2 protein-coding genes are annotated in these 21996 nt (G+C 77.2%); both read left to right on the forward strand.

The window, feature by feature from the left end:
* The first annotated feature begins 33 nt into the window (after positions 1 to 33).
* A complete protein-coding gene (locus ACFC0B_RS00525) occupies positions 34 to 16293 on the forward strand; it encodes an SDR family NAD(P)-dependent oxidoreductase (protein WP_376080114.1) in 16260 nt (5419 codons plus the stop codon).
* Entirely contained in the window at positions 16290 to 21944 is a 5655-nt protein-coding gene (locus ACFC0B_RS00530) for a type I polyketide synthase (RefSeq protein WP_376080117.1), read from the forward strand. Before ACFC0B_RS00525 ends, ACFC0B_RS00530 begins: the two co-directional genes overlap by 4 nt.
* Positions 21945 to 21996: the final 52 nt, after the last annotated feature.

Raw genomic sequence — 21996 nt, forward strand, 5'->3', positions numbered from 1 at the left:
TCGGTTCCTGTTCCTGATAGGGGAGTTTCGGCAATGCCCATCTTGTTCGACGACACGTCCTACGCCTTCCTGCTCGGCTTCGTGCGGGAGCGGGTAGCGGCGGTACTGGGCGCCTTCGTGCCCGACGCGCCCGGGACGGTGGATCCCGAGACTCCCCTCAGCGAGCTCGGTTTCGACTCGCTGGCCGCGGTCGAGCTGCAGACGCGGCTCGTCGCGGACACCGGTCTGGAGCTGCCGGTCACGGTGGTCTTCGACCACCCGACGGCCGCGGCCCTGGCCCGGCTGATCCGGGCCGGGCTGGTCGGCGACGCCGAGCCCGAGCCGGAGCCGGAGCCCGAGCGGCCGGCCGCCGGCGCCCGGTCGGCCGAGGAGGAGGCGGTGGCGATCGTCGGGGTGGGCTGCCGCTACCCCGGCGGCGTCACCTCGCCCGAGCAGCTGTGGCAGCTGGTGGCCTCCGGCCGGCACACCGTCTCCGGCTTCCCGACCGACCGGGGCTGGGACCTGGACGCGCTCTACGACCCGGATCCCGGCACCCCCGGCACCAGCTACGTGCGGGTCGGCGGGTTCCTGCCGGACGCCGGCGAGTTCGACGCCGAGTTCTTCGGCATCTCCCCGCGCGAGGCCTCCGCGATGGACCCGCAGCAGCGGCTGGTGCTCGAAACCGCGTGGGAGGCGCTGGAGCGGGCGTCGATCGACCCGGCCTCGCTGCGCGCCACCCGCACCGGCGTGTTCATCGGCGCCGAGGCGCAGGAGTACGGGCCGCGGCTGCACGAGGCCCCGGACGGGATGGACGGCTACCTGCTGACCGGCAACGCGCCGAGCGTGGTCTCCGGCCGGGTCGCCTACGCCTTCGGCCTCCAGGGCCCCACCCTGACGGTGGACACCGCCTGCTCCGGCTCGCTCGTCGCCCTGCACCTGGCGGTCCAGGCGCTGCGCCGCGGCGACTGCCCGCTCGCCCTGGCCGGCGGCGTCGCGATCATGGGCGGCCCGGGCGTGTTCACCTCCTTCGCCCGCCAGCGCGGACTGGCCGAGGACGGCCGGTGCAAGCCCTTCGCCGCGGCCGCCGACGGCACCGGCTTCGGCGAGGGCGTCGGCGTGTTCGTGCTCGAACGGCTCTCCGACGCGCTGCGCAACGGTCACAAGGTGCTCGGCGTGGTGCGCGGCAGCGCGATCAACTCCGACGGCGCCTCCAACGGCCTGACCGCGCCCAGCGGCCTCGCCCAGCAGCGGGTGATCCGGGCGGCGCTCGCCGACGCGGACCTCGCCCCGGTCGACGTGGACGCCGTCGAGGCGCACGGCACCGGCACCCGGCTCGGCGACCCGATCGAGGCGGGCGCGCTGCTCGCCGCCTACGGCAAGGACCGCGAGCAGCCGCTCTGGCTCGGCTCGGTCAAGTCGAACATCGGGCACACCCAGGCCGCGGCCGGCGCCGCCGGTCTGATCAAGATGCTGATGGCCATGGAGCACGGCGTGCTGCCGCGCACCCTGCACGTGGACGAGCCGACCCCGCACGTCGACTGGAGCCTCGGCAACGTCCGGCTGCTGACCGAGGAGCAGCCCTGGCCCGAGGCCGACCGGCCCCGGCGCGCCGGCATCTCCTCCTTCGGCGTCAGCGGCACCAACGCCCACCTGATCGTGGAACAGCCCCCGGCGCCCGCCGCCGAGGAGGGCGCGCCCGAGACCGCCCCCGCCGCGTCCGCGCCGCTGCTCCTGCCGGTCTCGGCCAGGAGCCCGCAGGCCCTGCGCGCCCAGGCCGGGCGGCTGGCCGCCTTCCTCGCGGCCGAGGACGCCGAGGACACCGGGGGTGCCGGGGGTGCCGGCGCCGCCCTCGCGGACACCGCCTTCTCCCTGGCCACCACCCGAGCCGCGCTGGAGCACCGCGCGGTGGTGCTCGCCGGGGACCGCGCGCAGGCCGTCCGCGGGCTCACCGCCCTCGCCGAGGGCACCGACCCCGGCGATGTCGCGGTGCGGACCGGCGCGGCCCGGCCCGGCGGCCTGGCGGTGCTGTTCACCGGCCAGGGCTCGCAGCGCCTGGGCATGGGCCGCGAGCTCTACCGCGCCTTCCCGGTCTTCGCCGAGGCACTGGACGAGGTGATCGACCGGCTCGACCTGCAGCTGGAGCGGCCGCTGCGCGAGGTGTGGTTCGGGGAGGACGCCGAGGCGCTCGACCGGACCCAGTACGCCCAGTGCGCGCTGTTCGCCCTGGAGGTCGCGCTCTACCGGCTGTACGAGTCCTGGGGGGTGACCCCCGCGGTCCTGCTGGGCCACTCGATCGGCGAGCTCGCCGCGGCGCACGTGGCCGGGGTCTGGTCGCTGGACGACGCCTGCCTGGTGGTCGCCTCCCGCGGCGCCCTGATGGAGTCCCTGCCCGAGGGCGGCGCGATGGCCGCGGTCGCCGCCACCGAGGCCGAGGTCCTGGACCGCCTCGCCGCGCTGCCCGGCCTGTCCGGCGCGACCGGCATCGCGGCCGTCAACGCCCCGGGCGCCGTCGTCGTGTCCGGCCCCGCCGCCGAGGTCGAGCAGGTCACCGCGGCCTTCGCCGCCGAGGGCCGGCGCACCACCGCGCTGCGGGTCTCGCACGCCTTCCACTCGGCGCTGATGGAGCCGATGCTGGAGGAGTTCGAGCAGGTCCTCCAGGTGGTCGAGTACGCGCCGCCGAGGATCCCGCTGATCTCCGACCTGACCGGCCGTCCGGCCACCGCCGAGCAGCTCCGCGACCCCCGCTACTGGGTCGAGCAGGTGCGCCGGCCGGTCCGGTTCGCCGACGGCGTCGCCAGCATGCTCGCGCTGGGCGTCGGCGCCTGCCTGGAGATCGGCCCGGACCGGGTGCTGAGCGGCCTGGCCGAGGAGTGCGCGGCCGCCGCCGGCGAGACCGAGCTCTCCTTCACCCCGGCGCTGCGCCGCACCGGCCCGGAGGCCGAGGCCGTCCTGTCCGCGCTCGCCGAGCTGCACACCCGGGGCGTCGCGGTGGACTGGCCGGCCCTGCACGGGGGCGCCCCGGTCCGCCGGGTCCCGCTGCCGACCTACGCCTTCCAGCGCAAGCACTACTGGATGGCCGCGCCGAGGGGCGTCGCGGACGCCTCCGGCCTCGGCCTCACCGCGTCCACCCACCCGCTGCTGCCGGCCGAGGTCGGCCTCGCCGGGTCGGCGGGCCTGGTGCTGACCGGGCGGGTCGCCCTCGGCACCCACCCCTGGCTGGCCGACCACGTGATCTCCGGCGTGGTGCTGCTGCCCGGCACCGCCTTCGTCGAGATGGCCCTGCACGCCGCCGGACGGGTCGGCTGCGACCTGGTCGAGGAGCTCACCCTCCAGGCGCCGCTGGCGGTGCCGGAGGACGGCGCGGTGGTGGTCCAGGTGGTCGTCGGCGCCGAGGAGGCCGGGCGCCGGACGGTCGAGGTCCACTCGCGCGGCGAGTGGGCCGACGAGGCCGACTGGACCCGGCACGCCGTCGGCACCCTGGCCACCGCCGAGGCTGCCGAGGCCGCGGGCACCGCCGGACCGTCCGACGCCGACCGGTTCGCCGGATTCGCGCACTGGCCGCCGGCCGGGGCCCGCCCGGTGCCGGTGGACGGCCTGTACCCGGACCTCGCCGGCCAGGGCTACGGCTACGGCCCGCTCTTCCGCGGCCTGCGCCGGGTCTGGCGCGAGGACGGCCCGGGCGGCGCGGTCTTCGCCGAGGTCGAACTCGACGGCGAGGCCGGGGCGTTCGCCCTGCACCCGGCGCTGCTGGACGCGGTGCTGCACGCCACCGACTTCGCCCCGGGCGAGGCCCGCGAGCCCGAGGAGATCCGGCTGCCCTTCGCCTGGAGCGGCGTCCGGCTCCTCGCCGCGGCTCCGACCGCCGTCCGGGTGCGGATCGGGTCGCTGCCGGGGCAGGGCGTCTCGCTCGCGCTGGCCGACCGCACCGGCGCACCGGTGGCCGAGGTGGCCTCGTTCCGCTCCCTGCCGGTCGCCGCCGAGGCGCTCCGCGCCGCCCGCGCCGAGCCGCTCTACGAGGTCGCCTGGAAGCCGGCCGCCGCCGTCGCGCCCGCCGCGACCGAGCCGCCGTCCGGCCGCGCCCTTGCCGTGCTGGGCGCCGAGGACCCGTGGGACCTGGGAGTCCCGTGCTCCGCGGACCTCGACGCGCTCGCCGCCGGCGCCGTGCCCGCGGCCGTCCTGCTGCCCGTGCTGCCCGCCGACTCCACCGACGGCCTGATCGGCACCGCGCACCTCGGCGTGCACCGGGTGCTCGCCACCCTGCGCGGCTGGCTGGCCGACGAGCGGTTCGCCGCGTCGAAGCTGGTCGTGGTCACCCGGGGCGCCGCCGCCGCGGCGACCGCCGCGGGTCTGGCCGCCGCGCCCGTCCGCGGCCTGGTCCGCTCGGCCCAGGCCGAGCACCCCGGCCGGTTCGTGCTGCTCGACCTGGACGACTCCGACCGCCCGGTCGGCGCCGCCGAACTGGCCGCCGCGACGGCCACCGGGGAGCCCGAGCTGTGGCTCTCCGAGGGCACCCTGCTCGTCCCCCGGCTCACCCGCCTGCGGGACGCCGCCGAGCCGGCCGCCCCGGGCACCCCCTGGGCGGCCGGGGCCGCGAACCCGGACGGCACCTTCCTGATCACCGGCGGCCTCGGCGGCGTCGGCGCGGCGGTCGCCCGGCACCTGGTGGCCGAGCACGGCGTCCGCCGGCTGCTGCTGGTCGGCCGCCGCGGCGCCGCGACGCCCGGGGCCGAGCAGCTGCTCGCCGACCTGGCCGCGCTGGGCGCGCACGCCGAGGCGGCGGCCTGCGACGTCGCCGACCCCGAGGCGCTGGCCGCGCTGCTGGGCGGCATCGACGACGCCCACCCGCTGACCGGCCTGGTGCACGCCGCGGGCCTGGTGGCCGACGGCCTGGTCGAGGCGCTCACCGCCGAGCAGGTCGACGCCGTCCTGCGGCCCAAGCTCGACGCGGCCTGGCTGCTGCACGAGCTGACCCGCGGCCTGGACCTGTCCGCCTTCGTCCTCTTCTCCTCCTCCGCGGCCCTCGCCGACGGCGCCGGCCAGGGCAACTACGCCGCCGGCAACGCCTTCCTCGACGCACTGGCCGACTACCGCCGCTCCCTCGGCCTGCCCGCGCTCGCCCTGGCCTGGGGCCTGTGGGCGGACCTCGGCGGCATGGGCGCGGCGCTGACCGACGCCGACCGCCGGCGGATCGCCCGGCTCGGCCTGGCGCCGCTGACCGCGGCCGAGAGCCTGGCCGCCCTCGACCGCGCGCTGGCCGCCGGCCGGCCGACCGTGGTGCCGGTCCGGGTCGACCGGGCGGCGCTCGCGGCCCGGGCCGGCGCGCTGCCGGCCCTGCTGCGCGATGTGGCCGGCCCCGCCGCCCGCCGGGTCCCCCCGGCCGCCGGCTCCGCCGCGCCCGCCGCCGAGGCCGTCACCGGCCTGGCCGCGCTGCCCGAGCCCGAGCGCGACCGCGCGGTGCTCGACCTGGTGCGCGCCCGGGCCGCCGCCGTCCTCGGGCACACCGGCGCCGAGGCGGTCGGCGCGCGCCGCGCCTTCAGCGACCTCGGCTTCGACTCGCTGTCCGCGGTGGAACTGCGCAACAGCCTGGACGCGGCGACCGGCCTGCGCCTGCCGGCCACCCTGGTCTTCGACTACCCGAACCCGCGGGCGCTGGCCGACCACATCCTGGCCAAGCTCTCCGGCACCGCCGCCGCCCCCGCCGTCCGGCCGACCACCGCCGTCCAGGCCGACGAGCCGATCGCGATCGTCGCGATGAGCTGCCGCTTCCCCGGCGGCGTCGGCACGCCCGAGGAGCTGTGGCGGCTCGTCCACGACGGCGTGGACGCGGTCAGCGGCTTCCCGGACGACCGCGGCTGGGACGAGGCGGCCATCTACGACCCGGAGCCCGGCCGCCCCGGCAAGAGCTACGCCCGCGAGGGCGCCTTCCTGCACGACGCGGCCGAGTTCGACGCCGAGTTCTTCGAGATCAGCCCGCGCGAGGCGCAGGCCATGGACCCGCAGCAGCGGCTGCTCCTGGAGATCTCCTGGGAGGCCTTCGAGCGGGCCGGCATCGACCCGGTGTCCCTGCGCGGCAGCGACACCGGCGTCTTCGCCGGCGTGATGTACCACGACTGGGGCACCGGGCGCGGCGCCGTCTCCGAGGAGACCGCCGGATACCTCGGCAACGGCAGCCTCGCCAGCGTGGTCTCCGGCCGGGTCTCCTACGCGCTGGGCCTGGAGGGCCCCACGGTCACCGTGGACACCGCCTGCTCCTCCTCCCTGGTCGCGATGCACTGGGCGATCCAGGCGCTGCGCCGCGGCGAGTGCGCCCTGGCCCTGGCCGGCGGCGTGACGGTGATGTCCACCCCGGACACCTTCATCGACTTCAGCCGCCAGCGCGGCCTGGCCGCCGACGGCCGCTGCAAGTCCTTCGCGGCCGCCGCCGACGGCACCGGCTGGGGCGAGGGCGCGGGCATGCTGCTGCTGGAGCGGCTCTCCGACGCCGAGCGCAACGGGCACCGGGTGCTGGCCGTGGTCGACGGCAGCGCCGTCAACCACGACGGCGCCAGCAACGGCCTGACCGCCCCCAACGGGCTGGCGCAGCAGCGGGTGATCCGCCAGGCGCTGGCCGCCGGCGGGCTGCGCCCGCAGGACGTCGACGCCGTCGAGGCGCACGGCACCGGCACCACCCTCGGCGACCCGATCGAGGCCCAGGCCCTGCTGGAGGTGTACGGCCAGGACCGCGAGCAGCCGCTCTGGCTCGGCTCGGTGAAGTCCAACGTCGGCCACACCCAGGCCGCGGCCGGCGTCGCCGGCGTCATCAAGATGGTGATGGCGCTGCGCCACGGCGTGCTGCCGCGGACCCTGCACGTGGACGCCCCGTCCCCGCACGTCGACTGGACCGCGGGGAACGTGCGGCTGCTGACGGACCGGCAGGACTGGGCGGCCGCCGGCCGCTCCCGCCGGGCCGGCGTCTCGTCCTTCGGCATCAGCGGCACCAACGCCCACGTGATCGTGGGGGAGTACCAGGCGCGGCAGGGCGAGCCCGAGGCCGCTCCGGAGCCGGCCGCCGACCCCGCGGTGCTCCCGTTCCTGCTCTCCGCCCGGACCGCCCCGGCGCTGCGAGACCAGGCCCTGCGGCTGCGCGCCTTCGTCGCCGAGCGGCCCGAGCTGCCGCTGACCGGCCTGGCCGGCGCGCTCGCCTCCACCCGGACCGCGTTCGACCAGCGCTCCGCGGTGCTCGCCGCCGACCGCGCCGCCCTGCTCGACGGCCTGGACCTGCTCGCCGCGGGCGGGACCGGCACCGGCCTGGTGCGCGACACCGTGAACGAGGGCCGGCTCGGCTACCTGTTCTCCGGCCAGGGGGCCCAGCGGGTCGGCATGGGCGGCGAGCTGTACGCGGCCTTCCCGGCGTACGCCGCGGCCTTCGACGAGGTGACCACCGCCCTCGACGCCGCCGCCCACGCGGCCCTCGCGGCCGGCGAGCCGTACGCGCCGGCCTCCTGGCGGCCGCTGCGCGAGGTCGTCCTCGGGCTCGGCGACCGGGCCGAGGACGGCCTGATCGACCGGACCGGGTACACCCAGGCCGCGCTGTTCGCGGTCGAGCTCGCGCTCTTCCGCCTGCTCGACTCCTGGGGCGTCACCCCGGACCTGATGGCCGGGCACTCGGTCGGCGAACTGGCCGCGGCCCAGGCCGCGGGGGTGTTCTCGCTGGAGGACGCCTGCCGCCTGGTGGTCGCCCGCGGCGCCCTGATGCAGGAGCTGCCGGCCGGCGGCGCGATGGCCGCCCTGGGCGTCACCGAGGAGGAGGCCGCCGCCCTGATCGCGGGCCTCGACGGGTCCGCGGGCCCGGTGGACGTGGCCGCGGTCAACGGCCCGGCCGCCGTGGTGGTCTCCGGCGCCGAGGACGCCGTCCTCGACCTGGTCCGCCTGGTGCGCGAGCGCGGCGGGGAGACCCACCGGCTCACCGTCAGCCACGCCTTCCACTCCGCGCTGATGGAGCCGATGCTCGCGGAGTTCCGCCGGGTCGCCGAGGGCCTGACCCTCCACCCGCCGCGGATCCCGATCGTCTCCACCGTCACCGGCGAGCTCGCCGGGGCCGACGAGCTCCGGTCCGCCGACTACTGGGTGCGCCACGCCCGCCAGAGCGTCCGCTTCGCCGACGCGGTGCGCCGGATGGCCGCCGAGGGCGCGCGCACCTTCGTCGAACTCGGACCGGACGCCGTGCTCAGCGCCCTGGGCGCGCGGTGCGTGGACGCGGCCGAGGGCGCCCCCGCCCCGGCCTTCGCCCCGACCTGCCGCCGCGACCGGCCCGAGGCCGCGGTGCTGCTGGCCGCCCTCGGCCTGCTGCACGCCCGCGGCACCGCCGTGGACTGGCCCGCGCTGCTCGGCGCCGCGCCCGGCGGGATCGACCTGCCGACGTACGCCTTCCAGCACCAGCGGCACTGGACCGACCCGGTCCCGGCCGGGGACGTCACCACGGTCGGCCAGCTGGCCGCCGACCACCCGATGCTCGGCGCCGTGGTGCCGCTGCCGGGCTCCGACTCGGTCGCGCTCACCGGGCGGCTGAGCGCCCGGCGCCAGCCCTGGCTGGCCGACCACGAGGTGAACGGCGCGATCCTGGTGCCCGGCACCGGCTTCGTCGAACTCGCGATCCGGGCCGGCGACCAGGTCGGCTGCCGGGCCCTGGACGAACTGACCCTGGAAGCCCCGCTGATCCTGCCCGGCGGCGACCAGGCCCACCGCGGCGTCGCGCTGCAGGTCCTGGTCGAGGGCGAGCAGGACGGCCGGCGCCGGTTCGAGGTGCACTCCCGGCCGGACGACCGGCCCGAGCAGCCCTGGACCCGGCACGCCTCGGGCGTCCTGGCCCTGACCGGGGCCCCCGAGCCCGCCGGGCTGGCCGAGTGGCCGCCGCCCGGGGCCGAGGAGATCGACGTCACCGACGCCTACGAGCGGCTGAACGCCCGCGGCTACGGCTACGGCCCGGCCTTCCAGGGGCTGCGCGCCGCCTGGCGCCGCGGCGACGAGGTGTTCGCCGAGGTCGCGCTGCCCGACGACATCGGGGCCACCGGCGCCGCGTTCGGCCTGCACCCCGCGCTGCTCGACGCCGCCATGCACGCCGACCTGCTCGACGACGGCCAGGGCGCCACCCTGCTGCCGTTCGTCTGGAACGGCGTGACCCTGTACGCCGCCGGCGCCCGGGAACTGCGGGTGCAGATCACCCGGCTGGACGGCGACGAGCTGTCCGCCATCGAGGTCGCCGACACCGAGGGCAACCCGGTCGCCTCCGTCGCCTCACTGGTCTCGCGGCCGGTCACCGGGCAGCAGCTCGGCGCCGGCGCGCCGTCCGACCAGGGGTCGCTGCTGCGGATCGAGTGGACCGCGCTCACCGCCGCCGAGGCGCCGCTGCCCGCCGACTGGACGCTGATCGGCGCCGGCGCACCCGAGCACCGGGGCGTCGCCGACCTCGTCGCCGCCCTGGACACGGACGCCCCGGCCCCGGCCGTCGCGGTGCTCGTCTGCCCGGTGACCGACACCGACACCGACGCCGACGTGCCGCGGCAGGCCCACGGCACGGCCGACCGGACGCTCGCCGAGCTGCAGGCCTGGCTCGCCGAGCCGCGGCTGCGGCAGTCCCGGCTGCTGGTGCTCACCCGGTCCGGCGACCTCGGCCACGCGCCGGTGGCCGGCCTGGTCCGGGCCGCCGAGGCGGAGAGCCCCGGACGATTCGTCCTGGTCGAGTCCGACACCGACCGGCTCGACCTGCTGCCCGCGGTGGCCGCCGCCGGGGAGCCCGAAGCGGCCCTGCGCGCCGGCACCGTCCTCCTCCCGCGCCTGGCCGAGACGGCCGTGCCCGCCGCGTCCGGCGACCGGCCGGGCCCGCTGGGCACCGGAACGGTCCTGGTGACCGGCGGCACCGGCGGCCTCGGCGGCCTGCTCGCCGAGCACCTGGTCGCCGCGCACGGCGTGCGCCGGCTGCTCCTCACCAGCCGCCGCGGCCCGGCCGCGCCGGGCGCCGGCGACCTCGCGGAGCGGCTGACCGCGCTCGGCGCCGAGGTGACCGTGGCCGCCTGCGACACCGCCGACCGCGACGCCGTGGCCGCGCTGCTCGCCGCCGTCCCCGCCGACCGCCCGCTCAGCGCCGTCGTGCACGCCGCCGGCACCGCCGACGGCGCGCTGCTCGGCTCGCTCACCGCCGAGCAGCTGCACTCCGTGCTGCGCCCCAAGGTCGACGCCGCCTGGCACCTGCACGAGCTGACCCGGGACCTCGACCTCACCGCCTTCGTGCTGTTCTCCTCCGCCGGCGGCCTGGTGCTCGCCTCCGGGCAGGCGAACTACGCGGCGGCCAACACCTTCCTCGACGCCCTCGCCGAACACCGCCGCGCCCGGGGCCTGCCGGCCACCGCGCTGGCCTGGGGCCTGTGGGACCACAACACCGGGCTCGGCGGCGAGCTCGGCGAGTCCGACCTGCGCCGGATGGCCGGCCTCGGGATGCCCGCGCTCAGCGTGGAGCAGGGCCTGGCCCTGTTCGACCGGGCGCTCGGCGCGGAGCCGGCCGTGCTGGCCGCGCTGCGCCTGGACCCGGCCGCGCTGCGGGCCCGGGCCGAGGACCTGCCCGCCCTGCTGCGCGCCTTCGCCCCGGCCCCGGTGCGGCGCGCCGCCCGCGCCGCCGGCCGGGCCCGCGGCGGACCGGCCCTGGCCCAGCGCCTGGCCGGCCTGGCCGGCGCCGAACGCGACCGGGTGCTGCTGGAGCTGGTGTCCACCCAGATCGCCGCGGTGCTCGGCCACGCCGACGCCTCGGCGGTCGACGCGGACCGGGCGTTCAAGGAGCTCGGCTTCGACTCCCTGGCCGCGGTGGAACTGCGCAACGCGCTCAGCTCGGCCACCGGGCTCGCGCTGCCCGCCACCATGGTCTTCGACTACCCGACCGCCCGGGCCGTGTCCGAGTTCGTCATGGGCCGGCTGATGGAGACCGCCGAACCGGCGGCCGGGGCCAAGGCGGCCACCACCGCCCGCGGCCGCTCCGACGAGCCGATCGCGATCATCGGCATGGGCTGCCGCTACGCCGGCGGGGTCGCCTCGCCCGCGGACCTGTGGCGCCTGCTGGTCGACAACGTCGACGCGGTGACCGAGTTCCCGACCAACCGCGGCTGGGACATCGACGGGGTCTACGACCCGGTGCCCGGCAAGCGCGGCAAGACCTACGCCCACGAGGGCGGGTTCCTGCACGAGGCGGCCTGGTTCGACCCGGCGTTCTTCGGCATCGGCCCGCGCGAGGCGATGGCCATGGACCCCCAGCAGCGACTGCTGCTGGAGACCGCCTGGGAGACCATCGAGCACGCCGGGATCGACCCGAAGTCGCTCAAGGGCAGCCTGACCGGCGTCTTCGCCGGCGCCATGTACGACGACTACGGCAGCCGCCTCAAGGACGCGCCGGCCGACGTCGAGGGCTACCTGGCCAACGGCAGCTCCGGCGCGGTGGTCTCCGGCCGGATCTCCTACCTGCTCGGCTTGGAGGGCCCGTCCCTGACCGTGGACACGGCCTGCTCCTCCTCGCTGGTCAGCCTGCACCTGGCCACCCAGGCGCTGCGCAACGGCGAGTGCTCGCTGGCCCTGGCCGGCGGCGTCACGGTGCTCTCCGCCACCGACCTGTTCGTGGACTCCAGCCGGCAGGGCGTGCTGTCGCCCAACGGCCGCTGCAAGTCCTTCGCCGCGGCCGCCGACGGCGTCGGCTGGGCCGAGGGCGCGGGCCTGCTGCTGCTGGAGCGGCTCTCCGACGCCCGGCGCAACGGCCACGAGGTGCTGGCCGTCGTGCGGGCCTCCGCGGTGAACCAGGACGGCGCCTCCAACGGCCTGACCGCCCCGAACGGCCCGTCCCAGGAGCGGGTGATCCACGCCGCGCTGGCCGCGGCGGCGCTCACCCCGGCCGACGTCGACGCGGTCGAGGCGCACGGCTCGGGCACCCGGCTGGGCGACCCGATCGAGGCGCAGGCCCTGCTGGCCACCTACGGCCAGGGCCGCCCGGCCGACCGGCCGCTCTGGCTCGGCTCGGTCAAGTCCAACATCGGCCACGCCCAGGCCGCCGGCGGCGCGGCGGCGGTGATCAAGGTGGTGCAGGCGCTGCGCCACGACCTGCTGCCCAGGACCATGCACGTGGACGCGCCGTCCCCGCACGTCGACTGGTCCAGCGGCGCGGTGCAGCTGCTGACCGAGGCACGGCCGTGGACCCCGCAGGGCCGCCCGCGCCGCGCCGGCATCTCCTCCTTCGGCATCAGCGGCACCAACGCGCACGTCATCGTCGAGGAGGCCCCGCCGGCCCGCCCGACCCGGCCGGAGCGCCCCGCCGACCCCGCGCCGGCGCTGCCGCTGGTCCCGCTGGCCGTGTCCGGCAGCACCGCGGACGCGCTGCGCGAGCAGGCCGCCCGGCTCGCCGAGCGGCTGGACGCCTCGACCGAGCTGCTGGACGCGGCCTTCTCCTCGGCCACCACCCGCGCCGCGCTGGACCACCGCGCGGTGGTCCTGGCCGCGGACCGCGAGGCCGCGGTGCGGGCCCTGACCGAGCTGGCCTCGGGCGGCGCGTCCGCGGGCCTGGTCCGGGCCACCGCCCGCTCGGCCGGCCGGCTGGCCTTCCTGTTCACCGGCCAGGGCTCGCAGCGGGTGGGCATGGGCGCGGAGCTGTACCGGGTGTTCCCGGCCTTCGCGTCCGCCCTGGACGAGGTGTGCGCGGTCCTGGACAAGGGTCTTGAGCGTCCGCTGAAGGACGTCATGTGGTCCCCGTCGGAGGAGGGCCTGCTCGACCGGACGGGCTACGCGCAGTGCGCGCTGTTCGCCGTCGAGGTGGCGCTGCTGCGGCTGTTCGAGTCCTGGGGCGTGCGGCCGGACTACGTGGCCGGGCACTCGATCGGCGAGTTCGCCGCCGCGTACACCGCCGGCGTGTGGTCGCTGGAGGACGCCTGCGCGCTGGTCTCGGCGCGGGCGCGGCTGATGCAGGCCCTGCCCACCGGCGGGGCGATGACCGCCATCGTCGCCACCGAGGACGAGGTCCGCGCCGCCCTGGTGCCGGGCGTCGACATCGCCGCCGTGAACGGCCCCCGCGCCGTCGTCGTCTCCGGCGACACGGAGGCGGTGGCCCAGGTCGCCGCCGGCTTCCGGCGCAGCAAGGCGCTGACCGTCTCGCACGCCTTCCACTCGGCCCTGATGGAGCCGATGCTGGAGGAGTTCCGCGCCGTCGCCGCCCGGCTGACCTACCGGGAGCCGACCGTCGCGGTGGTCTCCACGCTCACCGGGAAGCTCGCCACCGCCGAGGAACTCGCCAGCCCCGACTACTGGGTGCGGCAGGTCCGCGAGAGCGTCCGCTTCGCCGACGCGGTCACCACCCTCGGCGCCAGCGGCGTCACCCGGTTCGTGGAACTCGGCCCCGACGCCGTCCTGACCGGCATGGCCGGACACAGCGTCACCGACGGCCAGGTGCTGCTCCCGACCCTGCGCCGCACCGGCGAGGAGACCAGGACCGTGCTGAACGCCCTGGCCGGACTCCACGTGCGCGGCGTCGCCGTGGACTGGCACGGCGTGTTCGCCGGACGCGGCGCCCGCAAGGTCGCCCTGCCGACCTACGCCTTCCAGCGCAAGGAGTACTGGCTCAACGCCACCGCGCCGGCCGGCGACGTCGCCTCCGCCGGTGTGGACGGGGCCGGGCACCCGCTGCTCGGCGCCGTGGTCGAACTGCCGGACACCGGCGGCGTGGTGCTCACCGGGACGCTCTCGCTCGCCCGCCAGCCGTGGCTGCGCGACCACCTGGTCATGGACACCGCGCTGCTCCCCGGCGCCGCGTTCGTCGAACTGGCGGTCCGGGCCGGCGACGAGGTCGGCTTCGACCTGCTGGAGGAGCTGACCCAGCAGGCCCCGCTGATCCTCCGGGACGGCGTCTCCACCACCGTCCGCGTGGTGCTCGGCGGCGACCTGGACGGCCGGCGCACGCTGGCGGTCTACTCGCGCGACTCGGCCGCCGTCGGCGCGCCCTGGACCCAGCACGCGGCCGGCACGCTCGCCCGCGCCGACCGGCCCGGGCAGCCGTCCTTCGACGCCGCCGCGTGGCCGCCGGCCGACGCCCGGCCGGTGGACATCGACGGCGTCTACGCCGACCTCGCCGACCTCGGCTTCGGCTACGGCCCCGTCTTCCAGGGCATGAAGGCCATCTGGGTCCGCCGCGCCGACGACGGCGCCGTCGCGGAGGTCCTCGCCGAGATCGCCCTGCCCGAGGGCACCGACACCGCGGGCTTCGGCATCCACCCGGCACTGCTGGACTCCGCCCTCGGCGCCATGGACTTCCTGGTGGACGGCGGCCCGAAGGCCGTCGGCGAGGCGACCATCCCGTTCGCCTGGACCGGGGTCCGGCTGTACGCGGCGGGCGCGAGCGCGCTGCGGGTCCGGGTGCTGCCCGGCGCCGGGGGCACCACCCTGGACCTGGCCGACCCGGCCGGAGCGCCGGTGGCCCGGATCGACGCGCTGGTGGTCCGCCCGGTCACCGCGGACCGGCTCGGCGGGGCCGACCCGGCCCGGGACGCGCTGCTGCGGATCGGCTGGCAGCCCGGCCCCGCCGTCGGAACGGCCGAGGCGCCCGAGGGCTGGGCGCTGCTCGGCACCGCGGACGGCCCGGCGCTGCCGTTCCCGGTGGTCCCCGCCACCGAGGCACCGCACGCCGAGGTGGTCCTGCTGACCTGCGCATCGGGCACCGGCACCGTGCCGCAGGAGGTCCGGACGCTGGTCCACCGCACGCTCGCCGGCGTCGCCGACTGGCTCGCCGAGCCGGGAGACCCGCGGGCGCGCCTGGTCGTGCTGACCACCGGCGCCGTCACGACCCCGTCCGACACCGAGGGCCCGGACCTGGTCCAGGCCCCGCTGTGGGGCCTGATCCGGTCCGCGCAGGCCGAGAACCCGGGCCGGCTGGTCCTGGTCGACACCGACGGCTCGCCCGCCTCGCTGCTGGCGCTGCCCGCGGTCGTCGCCTCGGGCGAGCCGGAGGCCGCGGTGCGCGAGGGCGCCGTCTGGCTGCCCCGCCTCGAACGGGCCGAACCGCTCCCGGCGGACCCGGCCGACCCGGCCGCCTGGGACCCGGAGGGCACGGTCCTGATCACCGGCGGCGCCGGCCTGCTGGGCGGACACCTGGCCCGGCACCTGGCGGCCGAGCACGGCGTGCGGCACCTGCTGCTGACCAGCCGTCAGGGCGCGGACGCGCCGGGCGCCGCCGACCTGGCCGCCGAACTCGGCGAGCTCGGGGCCGAGGCCACCTTCGCGGCCTGCGACGTGGCCGACCCCGACGCGCTGGCCGCACTCCTCGGCTCCGTCCCGGACGGCCACCCGCTCACCGCCGTCGTGCACGCCGCCGGACTGATGGACAGCGCCGTCTTCGGCTCCCTGACCACCGGCCAGGTCGACGCGGTGCTGCGGCCCAAGGTCGACGCCGCCTGGCACCTGCACGAACTGACCAAGGGGCTGGACCTGAAGGCCTTCGTGCTCTACTCCTCCGCCGGTGGCCTCGTGCTCACCGCCGGCCAGGCGAACTACGCGGCGGCCAACGTGTTCCTCGACGCCCTCGCCGAGTACCGGGCCGCCCAGGGCCTGCCGGCCAAGGCCCTGGCCTGGGGCCCGTGGCAGGGCAGCGAGGACCAGGTGGACCTGGAGCGGCTCGCCCGCTCCGGCGTCGCCGAACTGTCCGCCGAGGAGGGCCTGGCCCTGTTCGACGCCGCGCTCGGCACCGCCGCACCGGCCCTGGCCCCGATCAAGCTGGCCCCGCGCCCGCCGGCCCCGGCCGGCCAGACCCCGCCCGAACCGCCGGCCCTGCTGCGCGGCCTGCTCCGCGGCCCGGCCCGGCGCACCCTGGCCGCCGCCGCGGCCGGCTCCGCAACCCCGGAGGCGGCGCTGGACGTACGGCTGGCGGCGATGGCCCCGGAGAAGCGGACGGCCGTCGTACTCGACCTGGTCCTGCGGCACACCGCGGGCGTGCTCGGCTACCCCGACACCACCCAGATCGACCCGGACAAGGGCTTCACCGACCTGGGCCTGGACTCCCTGGCGGCGGTGGAGCTGCGCAACCGGATCGGCGCCGAGACCGGGCTGCGCCTGCCCGCGACGCTGATCTTCGACTACCCGACGGCGCAACCGCTGGCGGACTACCTGCTGGACGAACTGGTCCCGGACGCACCCGAGGAGCAGGCCGGGCCGACGGCGGACGGCGCTTCCGCCGCCGAGAGCGCGTCGCTCCAGCAGGAGATCGCCGCCATGAGCGTCGAGGAACTGATGAAGTCGGTCTACGGCGAACAGGATGGCCAGTCGTGAGCGAGTCGGAATCCACCGAGCGGATCGTCGCGGCACTGCGCCAGGCGGTTCTGGACAACGCGGTGCTGCGCCGGGAGAACGACCGGCTGACGGCGGCCCAGGACGAGCCCGTGGCGATCATCGGCATGGGCTGCCGCTTCCCCGGCGGGGTCACCTCGCCGGAGGGGCTGTGGCGGCTGGTCGCCGGGGGCGTGGACGCGGTCGGCACCTTCCCCGGTGACCGCGGCTGGGACCTCGGCCGGCTCCACGAGCCCGGCTCCGCCGCCCGCGACGCGGCCTACACGCCCGGTACCACCTACTCGCTGGACGGCGGCTTCGTCGACGGCGCGGGCGAGTTCGACGCGGAGTTCTTCGGCATCTCGCCGCGCGAGGCGCTGGGCATGGACCCGCAGCAGCGGCTGCTGCTGGAGGTGTCGTGGGAGGCGCTGGAGCGGGCCGGGATCCGGCCGGGCACGCTGCGCGGCTCGGCGACCGGGGTCTACGCCGGGGTGATGTACCACGACTACGGCCCGGGCAGCAGCGACGGCAGCCTGATCTCCGGGCGGGTCTCCTACACCCTGGGCCTGGAGGGCCCGGCGGTGTCGGTGGACACGGCCTGCTCGTCCTCGCTGGTCGGCCTGCACCTCGCGGCGCAGGCGCTGCGCCGGGGCGAGTGCACGCTCGCCCTGGCCGGCGGCGTCACGGTGATGACCGAACCCGACATGTTCGTCTACTTCAGCGAGCAGCGCGGGTTGGCGCCCGACGGGCGCTGCAAGGCGTTCGCCGACGCGGCCGACGGCGTCGGCTGCTCGGAGGGCGCGGGCATGCTGCTGCTGGAGCGGCTCTCCGACGCCCGGCGCAACGGGCACCCGGTGCTCGCGGTGATCCGCGGCAGCGCGGTGAACCAGGACGGTGCGTCGAGCGGTTTCAGCGTCCCCAACGGTCCTGCGCAGCAGCGGGTGATCCGGGCGGCGCTGGCGGACGCGGGCCTGGGCACGGGCGACGTGGACGCGGTCGAGGCGCACGGGACCGGGACGACGCTGGGTGACCCGATCGAGGCGCAGGCGCTGCTGGCGACGTACGGGCGCGAGCGGGCCGAGGACCGGCCGCTGTGGCTGGGGTCGGTGAAGTCGAACTTCGGGCACACGCAGGCAGCGGCGGGTGTGGCCGGGGTCATCAAGATGGTGATGGCCATGCGGCACGGTGTGCTGCCGCGCACGCTGCACGTGGACGCGCCGTCCTCGCACGTGGACTGGTCCAGGGGCGGGGTGCGGCTGCTGACCGACGAGGTGGCGTGGCCGGCCGGGGAGCGGGTGCGCCGGGCCGGGGTGTCCGCGTTCGGGCTCAGCGGCACCAACGCGCACGTGATCGTCGAGGAAGCCGCCGCCACGGATGAAGGCGACGTGCAGGCTCCTTCCGGTGTGGTGGTGTGGCCGGTGTCGGCGCGCACGCCTGCGGCACTGCGGGCGCAGGCAGGGCTGCTGCTGGATCGCTTTGAGGACGTTTCGGACGACGAACTGCCCCTGATCGGGCGGTCGTTGGCGACGGCGCGTACGCACTTCGAGCAGCGTGCGGTCGTGGTCGGCTCCGGCCGTGAGGAGGTGCTCGCGGGCCTGACCGCGCTGGCGACCGGAACCGATGCCCCCGGCATCGTCCACGGGACGCACATGGCCGGGCGGACGGCGTTCCTGTTCACCGGCCAGGGCTCGCAACGCGTGGGCATGGGCGAGGAGTTGTCCCGGGCGTTCCCGGTGTTCGCCGCCGCCCTGGACGAGGTCTGCGCCATCCTCGACAAGGGACTGGAGCGTCCACTGAAGGACGTCATGTGGTCCCCGTCGGAGGAGGGCCTGCTCGATCAGACGGGCTACGCGCAGTGCGCGCTGTTCGCCGTTGAGACGGCCCTGCTACGGCTGTTCGCGTCCTGGGGCGTCACCCCCGACTACGTCGCCGGGCACTCCATCGGCGAACTCGCCGCCGCCCACGCGGCCGGGGTGTGGTCCCTGGAGGACGCCTGCACCCTCGTCGCGGCCCGGGCCCGGCTGATGCAGGCCCTGCCCACCGGCGGCGCCATGACCGCCATCGTCGCCACCGAGGACGAGGTCCGCGCCGCCCTGGTGCCCGGCGTCGACATCGCCGCCGTCAACGGCCCCCGCGCCGTCGTCGTCTCCGGCGACACGGAGGCGGTGGCAAAGGTCGCGGCAGGCTTCGAGCGCACCAAGGCCCTCACCGTCTCGCACGCCTTCCACTCCGCCCTGATGGAGCCGATGCTCCAGGAGTTCCGCACCGTCGCCGCCACCCTCACCTACCACGAGCCCACCGTCCCCGTGGTCTCCACCCTCACCGGGAAGACCGCCGCCGAAGGCGAGTTGAGCGACCCCGAGTACTGGGTCCGCCAGGTCCGCGAGAGCGTCCGCTTCGCCGACGCCGTCACCACCCTCACCACCACCGGTGCGACCCGCCTCGTCGAACTCGGCCCCGACGCCGTCCTCACCGCCATGGCCGCACACAGCACCACCGACGGCGACCAGGCCCTCATCCCCACCCTGCGCAAGAACCGCCCCGAAGAACAGTCCGCCGTCACCGCCCTCGCCGCCCTCCACACCCACGGCACCACCGTCGACTGGACCACCTTCCACCCGGGCACCGGCACCACCGACCTCCCCACCTACCCCTTCCAGCGTCGGCGCTACTGGCTGCTCTCCGACACCGCGCGCGACGTCGCCGACACCGGCCTCGAACCGGTCGAGCACCCCTTCCTCGGCGCCGGCACCGCGCTGGCCGACGGGCAGGGCTGGGTGCTGACCGGGCGGCTGTCCCTCGACGCCTTCCCGTGGCTCGCCGACCATGTCGTGTCCGGTCAGGTCCTGCTGCCGGGCACCGCGTTCGCCGACCTGGCGCTGACGGCGGGCGAGCGCGCGGGCTGCGGCCAGGTGGAGGAGCTGATCCTCGAAGCCCCGCTGGTGTTCGGCCCGGACGAGCCCGGCCGGACCACCGCGGCGCGCGCCGTCCAGGTGCGGGTGGGCGCGGCCGAGGCGGACGGCAGGCGGCCGGTCGCGGTGTACTCGCGGGCGGCCGACGCGCCGTCCAGCGCCGAGTGGCTCCGGCACGCGAGCGGCCGGCTGGCCGAGGCCGGGATCGACGGCTTCACCGACCTGGCGGTCTGGCCGCCGCAGGGGGCGGAGCAGCTGGACGTCTCCGAGGTCTACCCGGCGCTGGCCGCGTCGGGGCTGCGCTACGGCCCGGTGTTCCAGGGGCTGCGCGCCGCCTGGCGCCGCGGCGAGGAGGTGTTCGCGGAGGTCGCGCTGCCCGAGGGCGCGCAGACCGACGGGTTCGCCGTGCACCCGGCGCTGCTGGACTCGGCGCTGCACGCCGGTGCGCTGCGCGACACCGAGGCGGTCGACGGGCCTCCGATGGTCCCGTTCTCCTGGGGCGAGATGGCCGTGCACGCCCGGGGCGCCGGCGCCCTGCGGGTGCGGGTGCGGCCGGCCGAGGGAGGCGCCGTCGGGGTGCACTGCGCCGACGGCACCGGGGCGCCGGTCTTCTCGGCCGAGTCGCTGGCGGTGCGTCCCGCCCCGCAGCCGGTCGCGGACTCCGCCGACGACTCCCTGCTCGTCCTGAACTGGATCCCGGCCGACCCGGCGGAGCAGCCGAACCGCGGCGCCCGCCGCTGGGCGGTCGTCGGCGCGGACACCGCGGGCATCGCCGCGGCGCTCGAACCGTCGGGTGCCGGCGAGGTCCACGCCGACCTGGCCGCGCTGCGCGCCGCGCTGGCGGCCGGTGCGCAGGCGCCGGAGCTGGTCGTGGTGCCCTGCCTGCCCGGCGCCGACGACGAGCCCGGCATCGCCGGGGTGCACGCGGCGGTGCACCGGATGCTCGCCCTGGTCCAGGGCTGGTTGGACGAGGAACTGCTGGACGGTTCCCGGCTGGTCGTGGTCACCCGGTGCGCGATGGCGACCGGGCCGGCGGACCCGGCGGTCACCGATCTGGCCGCCGCGGCGGTCTGGGGCCTGGTGCGCACGGCCGAGGTGGAGAACCCGGGCCGGGCGATGCTGATCGACCTCGACGAGGCGCTCGCGCCCGGCTCCGAGGCCGCCGCGGCGGAGGCCGGACGCACGGCCGCGCTGGCCGCCGCGCTCGCCCTGGACGAGCACCAGGTCGCCGTGCGCGGCGACCGGCTCCTGGTGCCGCGCCTGGCCCGGGCCGCGGACAGCCTCGGCCCGTCCGGGGACACCGTGTGGCCCGACCCCGCCGCCGGGCGGGAGCTGTCCGCCGGCACCGTGCTGCTGACCGGCGGCACGGGCGTGCTCGGCGGCCTGATCGCCCGGCACCTGGTCACCGCGCACGGCGTCGAGAGCCTGCTGCTGGTCAGCCGGCGCGGCCCGGACGGCCCCGGCGCCGCCGAGCTGGTCGCCGAGCTGTCCGGACTGGGCGCCGAGGTCAGGTTGGAGGCCTGTGACGCCGCCGACCCGGCCGCGCTGGCGGCGCTGCTCGCCTCGGTCCCCGCCGACCGGCCGCTGACCGGCGTCGTGCACTGCGCCGGCGTCCTCGACGACGGCGTGCTCGGGTCGCTGAACCCCGGGCGGATGGACACCGTGCTGCGCCCCAAGGCCGATGTCGCCTGGCACCTGCACGAGCTGACCGCGCACCTGGACCTCGCGGCCTTCGTGCTGTTCTCCTCGGCCGCCGGGACCTGGGGCGCGCCGGGGCAGGCCAACTACGCCTCGGCCAACTCCTTCCTGGACGCCCTGGCCGCGCACCGGCGCGCCCGGGGCCTGGCCGGGCAGTCGCTGGCCTGGGGCATGTGGGCCGAGCGCGGCATGTCCGGCGAGCTGCCGCAGACCGACCTGATCCGGATGGCCCGGGCCGGGGTGCTCGGCCTGTCGACCGAGGAGGGCCTGGCCCTGTTCGACACGGCGCTCGACCTGGCCGCGCCGATCCTGGTGCCGATCCGCCTGGACCGGGGCGCCCTGCGCGCCCAGGGCGAGGAACTGCCCTCCATCCTGAACGCACTCGCCGGACCGGGCGGCCGGGGCGGCCCGGGCGGGGGAGGAGCGCCCCGGTCGGCGGCGGCCGCGGCCCACGACGGGCCGGCGGTGCTCTCCGCCCGGCTCGCCGGCCTGGACGCCGGCGGTGCGCAGCGCGTGTTCGAGGACCTGGTGCGCGGTCTGGCCGCCACCGTGCTCGGGCACGCGGGCGCCGGCGCGATCGGACCGAACCAGCCCTTCCAGAACATGGGCTTCGACTCGCTGACCACGGTGGAGCTGCGCAACCGGCTGGCCACGGCCAGCGGCCTGCGGCTGCCGGCCACGGTGGTCTTCGACTACCCGAACCCGGCCGAACTCGCCGCCCACCTGCGCGAGCGCTTCGTGCCCGAGGCGGCCGCGGACGGGCCGTCCGGCGATCCGGACGAGGTCGCCGCGCTGCGCCGGGCGTTCGGCTCCATCCCGGTGGAGCGGCTGCGCGCGGCCGGCGTCTACGAGGTCCTGCTCGGCCTGGCCGAGCTGGACGGCGCCGCCGGCCCGGCGGTGCCCGCCGCCGCTCCCGCTGCTGCCGCCGCGGTGGCCGCGGCCGCCGTCGGGTCCGAGGACGAGGACGAGGACGACGACGACCTCGACGACCTGGACACCCAGAGCCTGATCGACCTCGCGCTCAGCGACGGCGCATCCCGTTGACCGTTCCACCCCCGGAAGATTGCGAGGCCCGCACGTGACCGGCTCCACCGAA

Source organism: Kitasatospora sp. NPDC056184 (assembly GCF_042268405.1).
Classification (GTDB): domain Bacteria; phylum Actinomycetota; class Actinomycetes; order Streptomycetales; family Streptomycetaceae; genus Kitasatospora.